The organism is Paenibacillus hexagrammi, assembly GCF_021513275.1.
In the GTDB taxonomy this organism is placed as follows: domain Bacteria; phylum Bacillota; class Bacilli; order Paenibacillales; family NBRC-103111; genus Paenibacillus_E; species Paenibacillus_E hexagrammi.
In genome coordinates this window covers 515,607-532,241 of record NZ_CP090978.1, presented here as the reverse complement: position 1 = coordinate 532,241, position 16,635 = coordinate 515,607, and the positions used below count along the sequence as shown (strand labels likewise).

Annotated in this window: 12 protein-coding genes; 4 read left to right on the top strand and 8 right to left on the bottom strand. The window is 50.9% G+C overall.

Features of this window, described 5'->3' with window-relative positions; all coding sequences use genetic code 11:
* Positions 1–3 precede the first annotated feature (3 nt).
* The 4 genes from L0M14_RS02375 to L0M14_RS02360 form a co-directional block, all read right to left on the bottom strand.
* Positions 4–3,051, bottom strand: coding sequence for an MFS transporter (locus L0M14_RS02375; protein WP_235120495.1), 3,048 nt, complete (start codon positions 3,049–3,051; stop codon positions 4–6).
* A gap of 15 nt (positions 3,052–3,066) precedes the next feature.
* A complete protein-coding gene (locus L0M14_RS02370) occupies positions 3,067–3,570 on the bottom strand; it encodes a GNAT family N-acetyltransferase (protein ID WP_235120494.1) in 504 nt (167 codons plus the stop codon).
* A gap of 24 nt (positions 3,571–3,594) precedes the next feature.
* Positions 3,595–6,357: an adenylate/guanylate cyclase domain-containing protein gene (locus tag L0M14_RS02365; RefSeq protein ID WP_235120493.1), complete on the bottom strand. Its 2,763-nt coding sequence runs from the start codon at positions 6,355–6,357 to the stop codon at positions 3,595–3,597.
* 77 nt (positions 6,358–6,434) lie between these two features.
* A complete protein-coding gene (locus L0M14_RS02360) occupies positions 6,435–10,040 on the bottom strand; it encodes a stalk domain-containing protein (protein WP_235120492.1) in 3,606 nt (1,201 codons plus the stop codon).
* A 330-nt stretch (positions 10,041–10,370) separates the two neighbouring features.
* Here L0M14_RS02360 and L0M14_RS02355 point away from each other — a divergent pair, with 330 nt between their 5' ends.
* Both L0M14_RS02355 and L0M14_RS02350 read left to right on the top strand, forming a co-directional pair.
* Positions 10,371–10,757 carry a DUF4280 domain-containing protein gene (locus L0M14_RS02355; RefSeq protein WP_235120491.1) on the top strand — a complete coding sequence of 129 codons (387 nt, stop codon included), beginning with the start codon at positions 10,371–10,373 and terminating at the stop codon, positions 10,755–10,757.
* Between the two features lie 20 nt (positions 10,758–10,777).
* Entirely contained in the window at positions 10,778–12,550 is a 1,773-nt protein-coding gene (locus tag L0M14_RS02350; protein ID WP_235120490.1) for an MORN repeat-containing protein, read from the top strand.
* Positions 12,551–12,718: 168 nt separating this feature from the next.
* On the opposite strand, the gene L0M14_RS02345 is transcribed toward L0M14_RS02350, so the two are convergent.
* The 4 genes from L0M14_RS02345 to L0M14_RS02330 are packed head-to-tail and all read right to left on the bottom strand — an operon-like array spanning position 12,719 to position 14,978.
* Positions 12,719–13,147, bottom strand: a complete 429-nt coding sequence (locus tag L0M14_RS02345; RefSeq protein WP_235120489.1) for a hypothetical protein — start codon at positions 13,145–13,147, stop codon at positions 12,719–12,721.
* 19 nt (positions 13,148–13,166) lie between these two features.
* On the bottom strand, positions 13,167–13,865 hold the full coding sequence (locus L0M14_RS02340) for an ATP-binding cassette domain-containing protein (protein WP_311198819.1): 699 nt from the start codon (positions 13,863–13,865) through the stop codon (positions 13,167–13,169).
* Positions 13,858–14,235 carry a GntR family transcriptional regulator gene (locus L0M14_RS02335; protein WP_235120488.1) on the bottom strand — a complete coding sequence of 126 codons (378 nt, stop codon included), beginning with the start codon at positions 14,233–14,235 and terminating at the stop codon, positions 13,858–13,860. Before L0M14_RS02335 ends, L0M14_RS02340 begins: the two co-directional genes overlap by 8 nt.
* A gap of 2 nt (positions 14,236–14,237) precedes the next feature.
* Complete coding sequence (locus L0M14_RS02330; RefSeq protein ID WP_235120487.1) at positions 14,238–14,978, bottom strand: hypothetical protein; 741 nt, start codon at positions 14,976–14,978, stop codon at positions 14,238–14,240.
* 319 nt (positions 14,979–15,297) lie between these two features.
* Here L0M14_RS02330 and L0M14_RS02325 point away from each other — a divergent pair, with 319 nt between their 5' ends.
* A complete protein-coding gene (locus L0M14_RS02325) occupies positions 15,298–15,732 on the top strand; it encodes a MarR family winged helix-turn-helix transcriptional regulator (protein WP_235120486.1) in 435 nt (144 codons plus the stop codon).
* 182 nt (positions 15,733–15,914) lie between these two features.
* Complete coding sequence (locus tag L0M14_RS02320; RefSeq protein WP_235120485.1) at positions 15,915–16,454, top strand: NAD(P)H-dependent oxidoreductase; 540 nt, start codon at positions 15,915–15,917, stop codon at positions 16,452–16,454.
* The last annotated feature ends 181 nt before the right edge of the window (positions 16,455–16,635 follow it).

Below are 16,635 nucleotides of genomic sequence, written 5' to 3'. Positions count from 1 at the left end.
AAGTTATGCCATTCGAAGCAGCATGTTCTCCAAAAGCCTGACCCTTGCACTGGAAGCGTGCAGCAGCCCAATTCCGATCTCTGGGTACAGACGTACCAGCCGCGAAAGACTTTCCCCCTGCAGTGAAAGGACTCTCACCTCGTCAAATATAGCTTGCGCGGTAATGGAGGATGGCGCGCCGTCGAGCACGGTATTCTCCCCGAACGACTGCTTGGGTCCAAGAACGCCGATCGTCCCGGCTTCTCCCTCGCCAGTCTCGCTGCTGAGCTCTACATGACCTTCAACGATCAGGTACATCTTGGAATTCGTTTGACCCCGCCGCAGCAAGTACGTCAAATCAGGGTGAACTTCCTCCGTCGCGATGCCGGCAATGATACCAAGCTCATCTACCGATAAATCGGCAAACAGCGCGACTTGCTTCAAAAAGATGACTTTATCGAGCATCGATAAAAACTTACGCTCTTCTTTCATCTGTCCACTCTCCCATTGATCTAGTGCATACCTGGCAATTTCCCTCAGCCAATCATCGGACCATAGCTTCGCAGTCTCCAAAACATCCTTAGGATCTAATAAAGCAGCTCGCTCATTGCCGGGCTGCTGCTTTAGCAGCTCCAGAAGCGCTGCGGCTAACCGGCGGTCTCCTAAGCCTTCTGCGAGAACTTCAAGGCCGTTCTCACGAACCTCCTCGTTCTCATCCTGCACAGCCTCCCGCAGAGAAGCTGCCACATGCTCATCAGCCAGACGCGCCATTACCGACCAAGCGCCGTCTACTAAAGCATGGTGAAGCTCCTGGCAGCGCTGCTCGGCAAGCTCAGCCAAGCCTTCCATGCCTAGCTCCTGCAGTGCTGCAGGGAGCGCCTTCTCCGCACTCGATGCAAGCATTCGGGCTACACATAGCTCGACCAGCTCGCTTCGCACCTTCACTTCGTCCAAAAGCTTGGAAAGAGCCGTAACTGCCGCGTTCCATATATATGGATTCGAATGTGCCGCATGCTCAAGCAGAAGCGGCAGGCCTTGCTGACCCATCTCGATCAAGGCCTCCAGAATCGACTTGCGCAGCTCCTGATCCGCAAGAGGATACATGGCCAGAAGCTGCGGCACAGCATCCGCAAGCTGCAACCTTCCAATGCAGTGCGCTGCGGCTACTTTCACAGCCGGGCGGTGATCATCCAGCAGGGAGAGCACCCATGCCGCATACGACTCGAGCTTCAATTCAGCGACCGTTCGGCAGCCGTACACCGCCCATTCACCGCCATTATCCAGCATTTTAATAATCGCTTCATCACATGCCTGGTAGCTCTCTTCGCTTTGCAGCGCATAAAGAGCCTTAACCCCTTCATGAACAACCTTCGGATGGGTATCCAGCAGCTTTACACGGATAAAGAAGTGCGACTGGCTTTTCAAATGTGTCACTTTAGAAATCAGTCTGACGCACTCCGCCCGCACTTCCGGGTCTTCGTCCTCTAGAAATGCAGCGACCTGAACCAAATCCTGCACAGTCGCGCCCTGCAGATTCATCGCTCTTAGTACAGCGATGCGAATACGCGAGCTCGCTTCGTCGATCATCCCAATCAAATGCGGCAGAAAGACCGAATCCTTCGCCTTGCCGATCACCTCCAGCGCCAGCTCACGCACATAATCATTAGGATGCTGCAGGTAATCAAGCATCGCAGTAAGCGCTTTGGAGCTTCGAATGCCACCGAGGAAGGAAGAGGCAACCTCGGACAGATCGGCGTGCAGGGACTGCACGCTTTTGACAAGCTCCCGAATATAAAGATTTCTGCCCAACCAGGCGACAATGAGCAGCATAACCGTTAAGCCGACACCGACCCAGGCAAGCGGTGAAAGTCCAGCCAGACCGAAGGAATGCAGCATCGACAGCAAAGAACCGATCAGGATCCCTCCGGAAGCGGCGACCCCTTGAGCAAAATACCGGTACCCATCCCTTTGGGAAATGGGCATCATTTTAAAGAACAGTTGATAACAAGGCTCAGCAATGTAATAAAGCAGAATATAAAAGACCGCATAGGAGCCTGATACGATCATAAGCGCCCAAGTACGATCCAGAAATAGCGCCGTCAAGGTAAAGCCGCCTACGAAAATGATTGCAATCGCCAGCAGCATATTGCTCGCTCCCAGCCAGTTCATGAGCCTGGTGGCGACGGTTTGCAGCAGCAAACAAAATGCAAATTGGATGGCGGTGATCATCCCGTAGAAGGAGGTCAAATTTCGCTCGTCAGGAAAATGAAGCTCTGCAGATGTGAAATACTGATATTCCATCATAAAGTAAATCGCCGGCATGAACGTCATTAACGCTATGGCGCATAGCAGAAACGGATTGCGAAACATATGCCTGACGTAGTAACCGGAGGTATGCGCTTCTTCCTGCACAGCTTCACTCGGCTGTGCCCCCTTATCTTCCTTGATCGTGAGAGGCACCAAGTAACGCGCGAGCGCTTTTCGGAAAAATATAAAGCCTGCCACCATCATCAGCGGAGCAAGAGAATATACCGTTTCAGTACCAAATAGGGAACCTATCAGGTTAGCGATGAGACCGGCTGTAATCCCGCCTGTCGTCGTCGAAGCGACAAAGATCGGCATTAAGCGTTTCGCTTGCTGAGTCGGGCATAAATCGAACGCCGTGCTCCACAGCAGCAGTGTAAGCTGCCTAACCACAAAATTCGAAGACAAAAACAAAATCGGATAATAATAACGAAAATCCACGCCGCCCAGCTTAAAGGCCATCAACACGACGCCGTTTAGCAATAGCACAGCGATCATGATTAGATACAGGGTACGCATCATTTTCGCTTTGGGCAGCAAATCGGTCAGCTTGGCAAGCAGCCAGCCTTCCAGCGGCATGATCGCCGCTTCCACGATATAGACATAAGGCAAATATTGCACGCCGAAGCGTTGGTTAAACAGCGCCATAAACCCGGTATAATTGAGCGATTCGGCAATGCCGCTGAAGTAAAAGATCGGCAGCATGAGCCACAGCTTCCGCATGTCTTCCGCTCTAAGCCCCAGCCAGCCTTGTATGCTTCCTTGCATGTCATCAAGTCCAATCTATGCGTTCTGTGACGGGGCGGCCAGTCTTTTATGAAAAGCTAACCGCGCTTCGCCGTCATAATAATAATCGGGATACGTTCCGATCAGCACAAAGCCGTTTGCCTGAAACATCCGTTGAATCGGCTGATACTCAGGCAGATCGCAGGTATACGTCAGCAGATAACGCCCGTCCACGGACCTGACGAAATCCTCCAGCCTTTGAAATAAAATCTTCGCCAGTCCATGCCTGCGGTATTCCCTATGAACAGCGAGATAATCCCATAAGAAGCCGCCCGATTGGTGCTCATTCTCCTTACAGCTGGTTACGGCGATAATCTCGCCAGCTTCATTTTCAACAAACCAGTGCTTGTGATTCGGCTGCTTCAGGCTTTCACGCGGGGCATTGCGAAAATGACGCAGCTCCCCCGGCGTATGATTTTGGTCATCAAAAGACATGGTTGATAAATAAAATTCGGTGATTCGCTGCGCATCCTGTTCCGTCTGTAATTCCTTGACGTCCATTCCCTACACGCACCTCTCCTTCTATTAGGAGACGGATAAGGTTCCGTCCCAACCGTCTGTTGCACCATTCTGGAAATACTCGTCACATACATAAAAATACAGCTGAGCCGCCTTGTCGTGACGATTCTGCTTAATCACCATCAGGAATGCTTCTCTGGCGTCATAAAAACGCCCAACCTGATAATAAGTGACCGCTTGCTCGAACAAAGCCTTCGTTTTGTCTTTCAAAACCCGAACGGTATCAGGATCGCCCTGATACACGTCATACAAGTGGAGCGGATCCTTAATTCCGCCGATCTGTACCTGACCAAGGCTGCGATAACGGAAAGAGGATGCGTCGGACAAGGACTGGACAACCTGCTCGGTAATCAGGATCGAAGCGCCCAGCGATTCCGTCATTTTCTCGAGAAGCGTCGCGATATTCACGCCGTCTGAAATCACATTGCCCTCCAGTCGTTGCTCTTCACCGATAATTCCGAGCCTTAGAGGCCCTGTGTGAAGTCCAATGCCCAAATCAATGGGCTTGTAGCCGACATTTGCCCTGTGTGAATTATAGACCTCAAGCTCCTTGCGCATCTCGATCGATGCTCGAAGCGCCTCATCCGCTTGGTTCGGGAACAGCGCCATGAAGCCAGCACCCAAATATTTATTGATCATGCCCTCGTGGTTACGCACGTAAGGTCCGAACCTCTTCAGGAAGGAATTCACAAAGTTGAAGTTCTCCTCCGGAGAGAGCTGCTTGGACATCAGGTAAAACTTGCGGATGTTGAAGATCATGATGGACATGCGCTCCTCCACCTGATCGCCTAACTGCACGTCCAGAATGCTCTCCTTATGCAAAAAGCGCAAAAACTGCTGCGGTACAAAGCGGTAGTACGCCTGGCTGAAATTCTCTACCTTCGTAATATAATCGCGAATACGCGCCGCCATCGTATTCACACTATCTCCAAGGTCGGAGACCTCGTCTCTCGTATTAATCGTTACAACCGTATCCCAGTTGCCCTTGGCGATCTCGCCGACACTGTTGCGGAGCTTGCGAATGGAGGATAGCAGCACATACGTCATCAGCATGAGCACCAGCAAGAGGCCTACCGATATCAAGGCAATATTGCGGATAATGGACTGCAGAACAGCTTGACGGTGTTTGAGAATGCCATCCATATTTTTGCTTGTCTCAAATACGCCGACGATCTTGCCCGATGAGTTATAAATCGGCGCAATGGCGTACATCCAGTATCCCGAGAAGTCCTGCCATTGGTCGGTTGCTACTTCACCGTTGTGCACAACCCGCTGGTTTTGCTCTGTTTCCGGGAAAGGATTGAACATGTGCATGCCATCGTCGTCTTCCATGATGCGGTAGATCACACCGTCTTCATATTTATATACCGCTTTGTAAAAGCCTTGATTGTCATCCCTGACATTATTATCGAAGACCGCTTTAATTTTTGTTCGAAACGACTGATACACAGGCCCTTTGTAATCAAGTGGAGATGTGATGCTCTCCAGCTTATCGCCATCGATCAGGTTCTGCCCGTTCTTTGCCAGCAGTGCCAATTCTGCAAAGGTTTCTTCTTCCATTTTCTTCGAGAAACTTGTGTAGATAACCGTGGAAAGCAGAATCATGGAAGCAGCAATGATCGGCACAAACACCATAATCTGCTTCATCATAAGCGGGATCCGGCGGTCCAATATATTGAAGTAGAGAAGTTTAAGTGCGTAGAGCACAAGCAGTACGGCGGCGGCGGCAACCGACCAGACGATCATACGGTGCCTAACCACCTGCTTGCTGAGGATAGCTCCTGTCATAGCAGATGTGAGCGTGCCGTCAGCCAGTCTGCGGTTGATCTGCGTCTCTTCCACAATGTCCATGCTTCCGTCCGGCGAGAGACTGTTCGTTGTCGCTTCAAATGAAAGGCCTGAACCGCTGCTATCAGCGGTGCTCTGTGTAACGAGAGCTTCCAGGATATAGGGATGCTTCGGATCCAATCGGCTGATCATCTTATTGTTAAAATCAATGAACACAAGCCTTCCCTGGCTGTCCACATGTAGACTCTCGGGGAAATTGCGGCGTGTCCGGTCTAAGCCAGGCAGCGGATAAACCAGCTCCGAGCCTCCATCCGCCAAAGCCCTGTAAATCTCACCGCTGCGGGTGGAGTAATACAATTGGCCCGGTGTAAAGCCGTCTGCTTCCGCTACATACTTCCCTTCCGGAACGCTTGCCTTGTAGATTTCCTTAGGCTCACTGCTTCCCGCATCAACCTTATATAAGGCCAAGCTTCGTCCCTCGTCGTTAAAAAAGTACAGGGTGTCGCCTTCGATCTGCACATTCCGCAGACTACCGATCCGGTACCGCTTACTGCTCTTTGCATCGTTGTAATCCTGGGTAAATAGAATCGCGTCAAAGCTTCCGTCCTGCTTGTACCTGACAATTTGCTCGGACTTGACCGTTAATCCATAAGGATCAAGCAGTGTTCGGATGGCGTACAAATTGCCCTGACTATCTGCTGCCATATCGTTAAATCTATAAATCTCGCCGTTTTTGCCAATATCGCTGGAAATGGAATATTGAAGAACCCCTTCGCTGTCCAGCTTATGTATCGTTTTCTTGGCATTATCAATGACATACATTTGGTTATGGATGTCAGATACGGCTTTGGATAGCCCATCAAACGGCTCTTCTTTCGTAAATGGGCTTTCCTTAAGCATGTCACGCTGTCCGAACAAATACGTTCCTGCCGCTCCAAGGAGCAGCAGGACGAGCAGCAGTGCCGCAATCGACTTTTTCATCGCTTGTTATCCCCTCATTATTCCTGGCTTTAACGTGCACGTTCCTTGATGAAAGCTGTGAAAGCTATCTATCCTCATTAAGGCTTAGAAATCTGTATCGTCTGCGCCTGTGCATTCCAATCTACGATAAGGCCTAACGATTCGGAAACGAATCTCAGCGGCACATAGGTGCGTCCGTCCAGCAGAACCGGCGGAGCGTCAAGCTCCACAGGTTGGCCGTCTACGTAAGCTATGTTCATCTTGACCGTACAGACGACCGTCGAATAGTCGGTGCTTACTGTAACCGTACGACTGTCATGATCCCAGTCGACTGCAGCTCCGAACGATTCGGAAATGGGTCTGATGTGAATGTACGCATTGCCGTCAATCATGACAGGTGGAGCTTCCAAATGGATGTTAAGATCAGGCGAAATGACATTCTCCGGCGGGATGATCTGTACCTCTGCTCCGGGTTTGAGCCCCGATTCAGCTGCTCCTTCCATACCGGAGCCGACGCCATCTGCGCTTCCATTCGCAGCTCCGCCCCCTTCGGAGACAGCAGCCGAACCGCTTCCGGCTTGAGCCACCTCTTCTTTGATCGCGTCGGCAGCCTCGGCCAGCGCCTGAAGCTCTTCGGGCGTATACGAACCGGCTTCCTGCTGCTTAAGCTTGTCGAGCAAGGCCGATTGCTGCTGCATCACGGCCTCTACCGCCTGCTGCTGCGCGAGCTCCGCAGCGCTGCCGGCGTCAGGCTGCGCTTCCTCGAGCGCAGCGAGCAGCTCTTGCGCTGCGTCCGCCTCGGCGAACAGCGCATCCTTCTCCGTCTGGCGCATCGCATCGCCGATGGCATCCAGCGAGCGGGCCAGCGACTCGGCCTGCTCCTGATCCTGCTGCGCCTGCGCCGTCTTCAGCGCAGCCTCGAGCTTCTGCTTCGCTTCTTTGAGCGAAGCCAGCCCTTCGGATGTGCCATTTTGCACATCCGCGAGCCGCGCCTGCGTCGCCATCAGCTGCTGCAGCTGCGCTGCCGCCGCTTTGGCGTCGCCTGCGGCGACCGCTTGCTCCAGCTGCTTCTGCTGGAGCTCCGCTTCTGCGGCCAGCGCATCCTCGCTGGCCGCACCCGAGGCGGCGTCCCTGCCGCCGCCAGAGTTACCCGCCCCGCCGCCACCGGCCGGGGCTTCGCTTTCTTCGGCCAGCGCCTGAATCAGCGCGTCCGGGTTGTTCACCAGCTCCATCTGCTGAAGCGCAGCGGAGCTGTCGCCCTTCTGCAGCGCCTCCAGCATCGCGATCTTAGCTTCCGCATCCTTGATCTCTACCGCAAGGTCGGCGATGTCGGCTAACTTCTGCGCCGCTACAGCAGCGTCTTTATCAGCCTCCAGCTGCTCCTTGTTCTTCTTCAGCGTATCAATCTCTTGCTGCAGCTCCTCCGGCGTTTCCTTGGAGGCGATCTCCCCAGGCTTATCCATCGCTACGGTCACCTTCCACTTCGCAGCGTCTTGACTAGAGACAGCTGCACTGCTGGAAGGATCCGTGATTGCGCTAGGATCAACCGCGTTATCGAGCCCAAACCACCCCGCGCCCGGTTCGGCAGATTTATAAAACATGCCCTGCCCAGAGTCCGAAACCGTGGCCGATGCCGCATTATAAGCGGCCGGAGTTAATGCTTCCAATGCAATTTGATAGGTACCGATCATGACAGTCCCGAGCGAATCCGGGGACGCTCCAGAAGCTTCCTTGTCTTCATTTGCTCCGTTCGAGCCATCCTTACCGTCAACATTCCCGTCTACGGTACCCGTGCCGTTCTTGCCGTCGGACCCGCTTCCCGCACCTTGTGCGCCCGAGGCACCGCCATCATTCGAGCCCGCTCCGGCTGCATCACCGTGGGCCTTGCCACTGCCGTTACTGCTGTCTCCAGTACCCGAGCTTGAGCCCGAGCCTGCCTGCTCCTCCCCCGAACCGCTTCCTGCTCCATTAGCATCGGTAGTGGAGCCAGTACCGCCCATACCGGCTGCATTCGCGGATAAGGCTTCCAGCGTTCCCGCGTTTCCTTTGCCCGCGAAGGGGTATTCACCGATCTTCTCGCCCTTCTTGTAAAGAACTACTTTCAAGCCGTCCGGTTGGCTTACTGCTAGTGTCAATGTCCTGACTGCTTTGCCCGGCTTAGCCCTTTTGCCCAGGGGTTTATTGTCTTGGGTAACTACCGCATATTCCGTGGCGCCCAGCTTCTTATTGACGGTTACCGTCACGTCACTGAGCAATGGACCCACGGCCGGCTTGATCCGCCAAGTGCCGACTGGCGGCTTAGGTTTATCCGGTTTCACGGCTGCCAAGCCGTCATCAATATTTTTATAGGGAAGAATCCCCTGCTTTAACGTGCCGTCTACAGCGCCGCCTGTGTCCGTATCAAGCTTTCCCAGCGCTGTCTTGTAACCGATCTGTGCGAGCAATATCTGCTGGTCCGCCTTCGTTACAGCATCCTTATAGGCTTGAAGCTCCTCTGTTTTCATCAGACCAAGCTTTAGCTTCTTAGCAGCTTGCTCCAATGCGGCTGCCGCCTTGTCTTTGTCCCTAAGCGCTTGAGCATAGCTCTCCTCGGCACCCTTTGCCTCAAGGTAGGACTGCCTGACTTCCGCAATCACAGCTGTTCGGCTTTCTTTCTCCTTCAAGAGGGCTTTGTTTTGTTCCATCGTGGCAACGGGCAGGCCATTATGCAAATCATCCAAATAACGGAGCCCGTCATATTCACCCTGAAGCAGCCATTTCGGAATCGGAATAAAGCCTAGAAGAAGGAAAAAACCCTCCCAATCCTTCTTCACCTTTTCCAGTGTCGTATCATAGCCGGCCATAAACAGGTCCATATCGATATCCTGCGATTTATACATCCCATCCATCACTCTCATCCGGGCAGCCCCAAATTTGGAGCTGTATAGATCTCGGGTCGTATTCAGCTTCTGATCGGCAAGACGTCGGTCTTCCGTATCCTGGAGCAGGCTCAGCGTCGTTTTTTGTGCGCTTGCTAGGTAAGCAGGCAGCTTCTGCTGGCTCAAATCAGCATAATCCGGTTGAAACGACAGCTGTACCTCATTTTCCATGTCCAATCCAAGCTTTTGTCCTAGCGCTAGGCGGCTTGCCTTTGCCGTCAGTTGGGCCTGCTTGTACTCGGACGCCGCTTTTTCCAGAGCTTGGTCCGCCGCCTCCTGGTCCTCAGGCTTCGCCAGTCCATATTTGCGCTTTTGCCGAACCGTGTCGACGGCCTTCCGGGCTTCCTCCCATTTGCTGCGGCTCCTCTGTTCGCCGGCCGCATCCTGGAAAGCCTGAAGGTAGGCCTTCTCCACATCCACCTTAACCGTCTCCGCCGCCTGCCTCCACGTCTCCTGTGCCAGATACAGCTGCTTGCTCGCTTCAGGAACCTTCATACGCATGTTCAAATCCTGACTCAAATTATGAGGCTTGGCAAAAAGCCCCGACGCCTTGGCTTCTTCCGCCTTGACGGCCTGCTTGGCTTGCTCCAGCTCAATCTTTTTCTTCCGGATGTCCGTCTTGGCATCACGAAGCTGCGAACTTACCTGCAGTCCCCGGTCCACAGCCTCTTTCATCGTCAAAGATTTGACAAAAGCTGCGCTTGCCTTCGAACTATAGCTGACCGCAGGACCTGCAGCGAGCAGCGCAGCAAGCCCTATTTTTACCCAATTGGCACGTGACACCATAAATCCCTCCGCTCACTATCCCTACTACTATAGTACAATAGATGCCCCCTTTCCCGCATGCACTTTTTCCTAAATTACCCCCACAAAGTGATTCTTCACTTCGAAGCTGATTCAGGTAGTTAACGAAGATCCCCCTATTTATAGATATAGATAGATTTTGTATGAAAAAGTCGGACGCTGCCGAAATAAGTAATCCATTGCCGCCTTATGTATTTTCTAGTACTATGAAACTAGCTGAGAGGCTTTGTTTCATCACATCTTTTTCTATGAAAAATTTGCTAAGAGTCAAGGGTCATAGATGAATTCCACTTCGGAATGGGGGAAATATGTATGGGGAACCTTGTATGCGGCGGAGCCATGCTTCAATGCTCGTTCGGCGCGGCGCCAAGCTCACTCATGGTGCTGCCAGTGAATCGCGTGATGACCTCCATGCCGATTGCCAATATTATGGACAACAAACCAATGGTCAACATCCTTCCGTTCGGTACTTGCAGCTCCATGGCGAACCCTACTGTTGCCGCTGCAACGGCTGCCAAGCTCGGGGTCATGACACCGATGCCCTGTATCCCCGTCACAGCAGCCCCTTGGGTTCCCGGCTCGCCTACAGTGCTCGTAGCGAATATGCCTGCGCTGAATAATACGTCCAAATGCATGTGTAATTGGGGCGGCGTCATTCAGATTCAGCAGCCCGGTCAAATGACCATTCAAGTTCCTTAGAAAAAAAGGAGGACCACCGCTTGGACATTCAGCCGGTCAAAACGCTGGAAAAAGTGCTTAAACCCGTTGTCGCCCCTTTCATCGGCCATATACTGAAGGGCCTGGCCATTGTCGGCAAGCTGCCGGCCATTGCCATCGCCAAGACGCAGAACTACCTGAAAGGCATCTTAAAGACCAAGGAACATTCGCTAAAAAACTATGTGTTGATCGGCTCCTACTATATCTCCAAAAGGCTGATCCTCTTCGTCGTCTTAGCCATTCTCGTCCTCATTTATTTTGTTTTCATCAATCCGCCCGCTATCGTCAACAAGTGGCTTCACCGTGTGCCTGTGCTGCAGGAAAACACATCCAAGCTGTCCGCCTTCTCCGGCTCGGCCAAGGTCGTCAGCGCCGATGCCAATACGAAGGCTCGATATGTCGGAGATGTTGTTGACGGACTCTATGCAGGCAAAGGCAAATTATACAATGCAGCAGGCAATCTGGTGTACGAAGGAGATTTTGATAAAGGGCAAAAATCCGGAAACGGCACCTTGTATGACGATCAAGGTTCGATGCTGTATAAGGGAGCTTTCGCAGGCGATACGTTCAACGGTGCAGGGACGCTCTACACGGATAAACAGAAGGTTCTGTATATCGGGGAATTTCAGAACGGCAAGTACGGCGGAGCCGGGAAGCTATTTGCTGATAATGGAGATATTGTGTATGACGGCGCTTTTAACGCCGGATTGTATAACGGCGCAGGGAAGCTCTTCTCCCCGGGCGGCGCAGTTCTCTACGAAGGCGAATTCGCCGCAGGAGAGTACAGTGGGGCTGGGAAGCTGTTCGACGCTGCAGGCAAGCTGATCTACGAAGGAGGGTTCAAGAACGGCCTGTACTCGGGGGAAGGCACGGAGTATTATGCAACTGGCCTCATGAAATATAAAGGCCAGTTCCTAAATGGTGCGTATGCCGGTGAAGGCGCTGCTTTCGATGAGAAGGGTGTGCAGCGCTTCAAGGGCACGTTCCAGAGCGGCGCTCTCAGCGGCCTGGGAGAAGCTTACGACGAGGCCGGCAAGCTCGTCTATCAAGGGCAATTCAAGGCCGGCGCCTATGACGGCATTGGCACTTTGTTCGACGCAGACGGCGCGCCGCTGCTGAAGAGCTTTTTTGCAGGCGGACAGATCAGCCTGCAGAGCTTTCTGGGCTTGCCCAGCAAGAAGGTCGAGGACCTGCTGGGCAAGCCGGCTGAGGTGACGCTGCAGGATGCGAGCGTCACCCTGGCGGGCGAGGAGGCGGCTGTCGCAGACGCCTCCCTGAGCTCCGGCGGCGCTGGCGAAGCCGCCGCTGGCGATGTCTCCGGCAGCAGCGCAGCTGCCGGAGAGGCTGGAGCATCCGCTGCTGTGCAGGCGGATGCGGGTCAGGCTGCCGGCGCAGCGGCAGCCTCAACGGACCCGGCGGCGGACAGCGCCGGCGCTGGCGCAGCCTCATCAGCAGGCTTGAAGCTGCTGATGAGCTATCCCGACTACCAGCTGTCGCTGCTGGTAGAGCCCTCCAAGGACAACCCGAAGGAGGCCGTTGTCACCTCCCTCGCGATCTGGGGCAGCAAACCGCTTGCGGTACTGCAGCCGGTCATCGAGACGGTTGTGAAACGGGATGAGCCGAATGACGCAGGCTACCGAGTGGTGGATCTTGAAGCATCGGCAGGGATCGGGACTTATATGAACAGCTACGCTAAAGACGATTTCTTGTTTACATTAACTCACTTTAAGGATTCGAAAGCAGCTCATCTGCTGCAAGTAAGTTCACTAAAATAGCGGCATCGTCTGCTTCTTCTAATCACCATAGATAATGAGCACCGGCACCTGAATTTGAAGAAAGCGACAACGAAGGACGAGTAAATTAAGTCCTTCGTTGTCGCTTTATTTATTGAAGTATCGTTCCTTCGTTAGCGCAGCCTTCTTTAATCGGTTTGATTTGGCTCATCAAGCCCACCGGTCTCCGCGCTTCTTCACGTAGTTTACAAACACGAAACGCCAAGGAATGACGAAAGGAAATATCACGACCAGCGAGCATTCAATGACCATCATCATGGTGGAATCGTCCATCTGACCGGATGCCCAAATCGGGAGCGCAACGCCGATCAGCCAGACCAACTTCCACACGATTTCCCATAGAAGCACAGGCAGCATCTGCAGAGGATACCGCAGCCCGACGACGCATAGCGCCCAGAAGGCGATCAGCATGCATTGCACCACTCCCTCCATCAGCTCCCAAGAGCCCGACCGGCTAATGAATTCAGGCCATACATTGAGACCGAGCCCTACGACGACAACAAGATACCCAGCCCGGAGCAAATAAAGACGCAATAACGAAACCTCATTTTCTGACCCCATTTTGGAACGTTCTGTCACGTCCGACACCCTCTCTCCCTTAAGCATAGGCCTTCTTCATCCAATCCGCGATACGAAGAGCCTCTGATTCATGCAATTCCTCCACATCAGCCATCCGAAGCAGCGAACCGTCTTTAAGTGCAATGAAGCCGTCAATTAAAGTCTCGATTTCCGAAACCTCATGGCTTGCCATAATAAGGGATTGGGATTTTAAATCCACGTACGAAATGATTCCTTTCACGATAGACTCGCGCTTCATTGGGTCAAGCCCGGATAAGGGTTCATCCATCAGGATATAGGGGGCCTCTCTGGCCAACGTAAGCACGATTTGCAATCGGCCGCGGTTGCCTTTCGAGAGCTCTTTGACCTTCATATGAGGATCCAGCCGCATAAGCCGCATAACTTCTTCCGCTTTAACAAGGTTAAAGTCGGTGAATTGCGAAGCTTGAAACCGCACCGCATCTCTCACCGAGAACGTCGGATAAAAGGAGCCTAAATCAGAAGAATACGAAACGACTTTGCTGGTTCTTCGATTGGCCATCTCTCCGTTTACCGTCACACTTCCGCTCGTAGGCATCAATAGACCGGACATTAACCTCAATAATGTCGACTTTCCGCTGCCGTTCCCGCCAACGATACCGATAATTTTACCTATCGGCACCGTCAATGAAATATCCTTAAGCGCAATCTGTTTGATATACCTCTTCGTCACGTTCGTCAGCCGGATCATATCACTCATCGCCCTTCTCAACGTTGTTCAAGTATTCTTCCAGCCCAGACAGGATCTCCACTGCGCTGTATCCCATTTCTTGCATGACGTGAACGAATTGTTGAATTTGTTCAAGCTTCAACTTGTCACGTTGTTGTACCAGGCGGTCCTGTCGTTCCGAGACGAACGTACCTTGGCCTCTTCTCGTCTCTAAGATCCCCTCGCGCTCCAACTCGCTGTATGCGCGTTGAACGGTGTTGGGATTCATGTTGTAATTGACCCCCATATCGCGGATCGAAGGAAGCTTCTCGCCCGCCTTCAATTCTCCGCTTATGATTTGCCTGTGAATGCGATCCGCTAATTGCAAATAGATCGGCTTTGAAGCATTAAATTCATCCATCGTTATCCCTCAACTTTGTGGTCCACGAGCCATGCGGCTAGTATGAATAAACCAATCATAATGATGAAGTCATATATATACCCGCCTACGTAGGTGTGTATCGGATCCGATATTAACGTAGGAAATTTATAAGTAAGGCATCCCCGATCCGCCATGAACCGATACAGCTTGGAGGTCTCGAACCAGGCATCTATGCCTCCCGCTAGGATGGCCGCTCCAGCAACCACCGTCCAGCTCCAACGCCCGATTCTCCGTTTGAGGTATTGGTACAGGGCCCAAAGAACCATCACCCCTAAGCCAAGCTCAATAGAAAACCAAATAATATGAGGAAAAGTGAATAATCCCACTCTCCAAATATCCGTCCCATACGGCTCAATGAAGCTAAACTTGGCTGCCACCAGCAGTCCGGATAACGCAAACAATAAAATTAATGAAATCATAATCATCAACAAGCCGTTCACAATTTTACTGAGCAGCAATTTAGAAGCCGATTGGGGATTGCTCAGCCAGATGTGCAAATGGTTACCCTCCGACTTCAAACTGATGAATACAATAATCGGAACGTACGCCACATGAATCACAGCGGCAACCGCTAATGGTACGAACATAAGCAAAGAATCCCCAGCTGTCCTCTCCAAGTAAAGCGTCAGCATCGCAATCAATATGTTCATGACGAGACCCATTAGAAACACGCTTCTTGATAACTTGAAGTCCTTAACAAATAAAGCTGACCATTGATGCATAGGCGCCTCACCCTTTTTAGTAAATTAATCACAAACAGTGCACTAATGAAATAGTACACTAATTCACTATAACATGTAAATGGGTATATGAAAAAAAGGCAAGCAGGAGTCCGCTCGCCGTTCCACCATTGCCTAGGGAGCAGAATAACCGGGCTTACTTAACAGACTAATTTATAACCTGGTAACATTAGCATGTACCGCGTTATCTTGCCCGCTCGCCTAACAACAGCAGCCAATTTTGTACTATATTTTCTGTACTTGACCTTCCTATCTTTTCATGTTAATTTGTATATGCAAATGAAAAAAAGGATTTGATCTAATGAACGAGGAAGAACAGGTACTCATCCACTGTCTTTACTTTACAGCCAGCCGATTTGCTCGTAACATTACCAAACTAGCTGAACATACATTCGATTTTGGGGACCTTGCTCCTTCGTATCTGTACATGATTATGATTGTGAAGTTCCATCCGGAAATCACACAGAAGGAACTATGCCACAAATTGTCCATTGCTCCTTCGACTAGTACGAGGTTTATTGATAAACTTGAAAAATTAAAACTCGTCACTAGAAGAATGGATGGAAAACAAACATTTATCTCATTAACAGAAGAAGGCGAAAAGATGTACCATCAATTTCGTATTTCTTTAAAAGAATTGTATAACAGCTATTCCAAAGTCCTAGGAAACGAGTTCAGTAAAGATTTAAGTAACATGCTTCACGAGGCGAGCACTAAGCTAGAAGGAGATCTATAAATTTTTTTACCCTTTCATTTGCATATACAAATAAAGATAGGAGGCATGTAAGAAGGAATGAAACAATGATTGTTAATGAAATGAAAATTTTTTAACCCTTCATTTGTATATACAAATATTATGAGAGCAACGAAAAGTGAAAGCATTTCTACAATACTTTATTTAAAAAAGGAGACTTCCTAATGAAAACTCTTGTTATTATCACTCACCCTAATTTAGAACAATCTCGAATTAACCGCGCCTGGATGCAGGAATTGAAAAAACATGAAGAAATTACGATTCATACTCTTTATCAGGCGTACCCTGACGGGAAAATAAACGTAGCTCACGAACAAAGCCTGTTGGAATCACATAACCGCATTATTCTTCAATTTCCGTTCTACTGGTATAGCACACCTGCTTTGCTCAAACAATGGCAGGATGAAGTGCTCTCCTATGGCTGGGCATATGGTGATGGCGGTGACAAGCTTCACGGTAAAGAGTTAGGTCTTGCGATATCGACTTTTGGACCGGAAGAATCGTATCAGTCTAGTGGATACAATCGTTTTACCATGGAGACCCTAACAACTCCTTTACAGCAAACAAGCAATCTGATTGGCACGAAGTTTTTACCCCTGTTTGTATTGAATGGTGTTATGCATGTTTCAGAGCAAGAGCTTGCTGACAATGCTAAGGCATATGTTGAGTACGTTCTTCGGCCTTCAAAGATAGAAGAAGCATAAACTTAGCCGAAAAAAATACCTTGACCTCAACTTAGGTTTAGGATGTATCCTCTACATTGTAACTAAACAGTAGAACCTGGATTATTCCTTGGTAGGACAATAAGGAAATCCTATGAACTATCCGAAATAAAAAATGAGTAAAAAAAGACCAATGACTGGTCTTTTTTTTACTATTATGAGG

Bases quoted from the DNA above. Each gene is read 5' to 3' on its own strand.
- L0M14_RS02330 (WP_235120487.1), bottom strand. From the start codon at position 14,978: ATGCATCAATGGTCAGCTTTATTTGTTAAGGACTTCAAGTTATCAAGA.
- L0M14_RS02375 (WP_235120495.1), bottom strand. From the start codon at position 3,051: ATGCAAGGAAGCATACAAGGCTGGCTGGGGCTTAGAGCGGAAGACATG.
- L0M14_RS02340 (WP_311198819.1), bottom strand. From the start codon at position 13,865: ATGAGTGATATGATCCGGCTGACGAACGTGACGAAGAGGTATATCAAA.
- L0M14_RS02365 (WP_235120493.1), bottom strand. From the start codon at position 6,357: ATGAAAAAGTCGATTGCGGCACTGCTGCTCGTCCTGCTGCTCCTTGGA.
- L0M14_RS02355 (WP_235120491.1), top strand. From the start codon at position 10,371: ATGGGGAACCTTGTATGCGGCGGAGCCATGCTTCAATGCTCGTTCGGC.
- L0M14_RS02325 (WP_235120486.1), top strand. From the start codon at position 15,298: ATGAACGAGGAAGAACAGGTACTCATCCACTGTCTTTACTTTACAGCC.
- L0M14_RS02370 (WP_235120494.1), bottom strand. From the start codon at position 3,570: ATGGACGTCAAGGAATTACAGACGGAACAGGATGCGCAGCGAATCACC.
- L0M14_RS02320 (WP_235120485.1), top strand. From the start codon at position 15,915: ATGAAAACTCTTGTTATTATCACTCACCCTAATTTAGAACAATCTCGA.
- L0M14_RS02360 (WP_235120492.1), bottom strand. From the start codon at position 10,040: ATGGTGTCACGTGCCAATTGGGTAAAAATAGGGCTTGCTGCGCTGCTC.
- L0M14_RS02335 (WP_235120488.1), bottom strand. From the start codon at position 14,235: ATGGATGAATTTAATGCTTCAAAGCCGATCTATTTGCAATTAGCGGAT.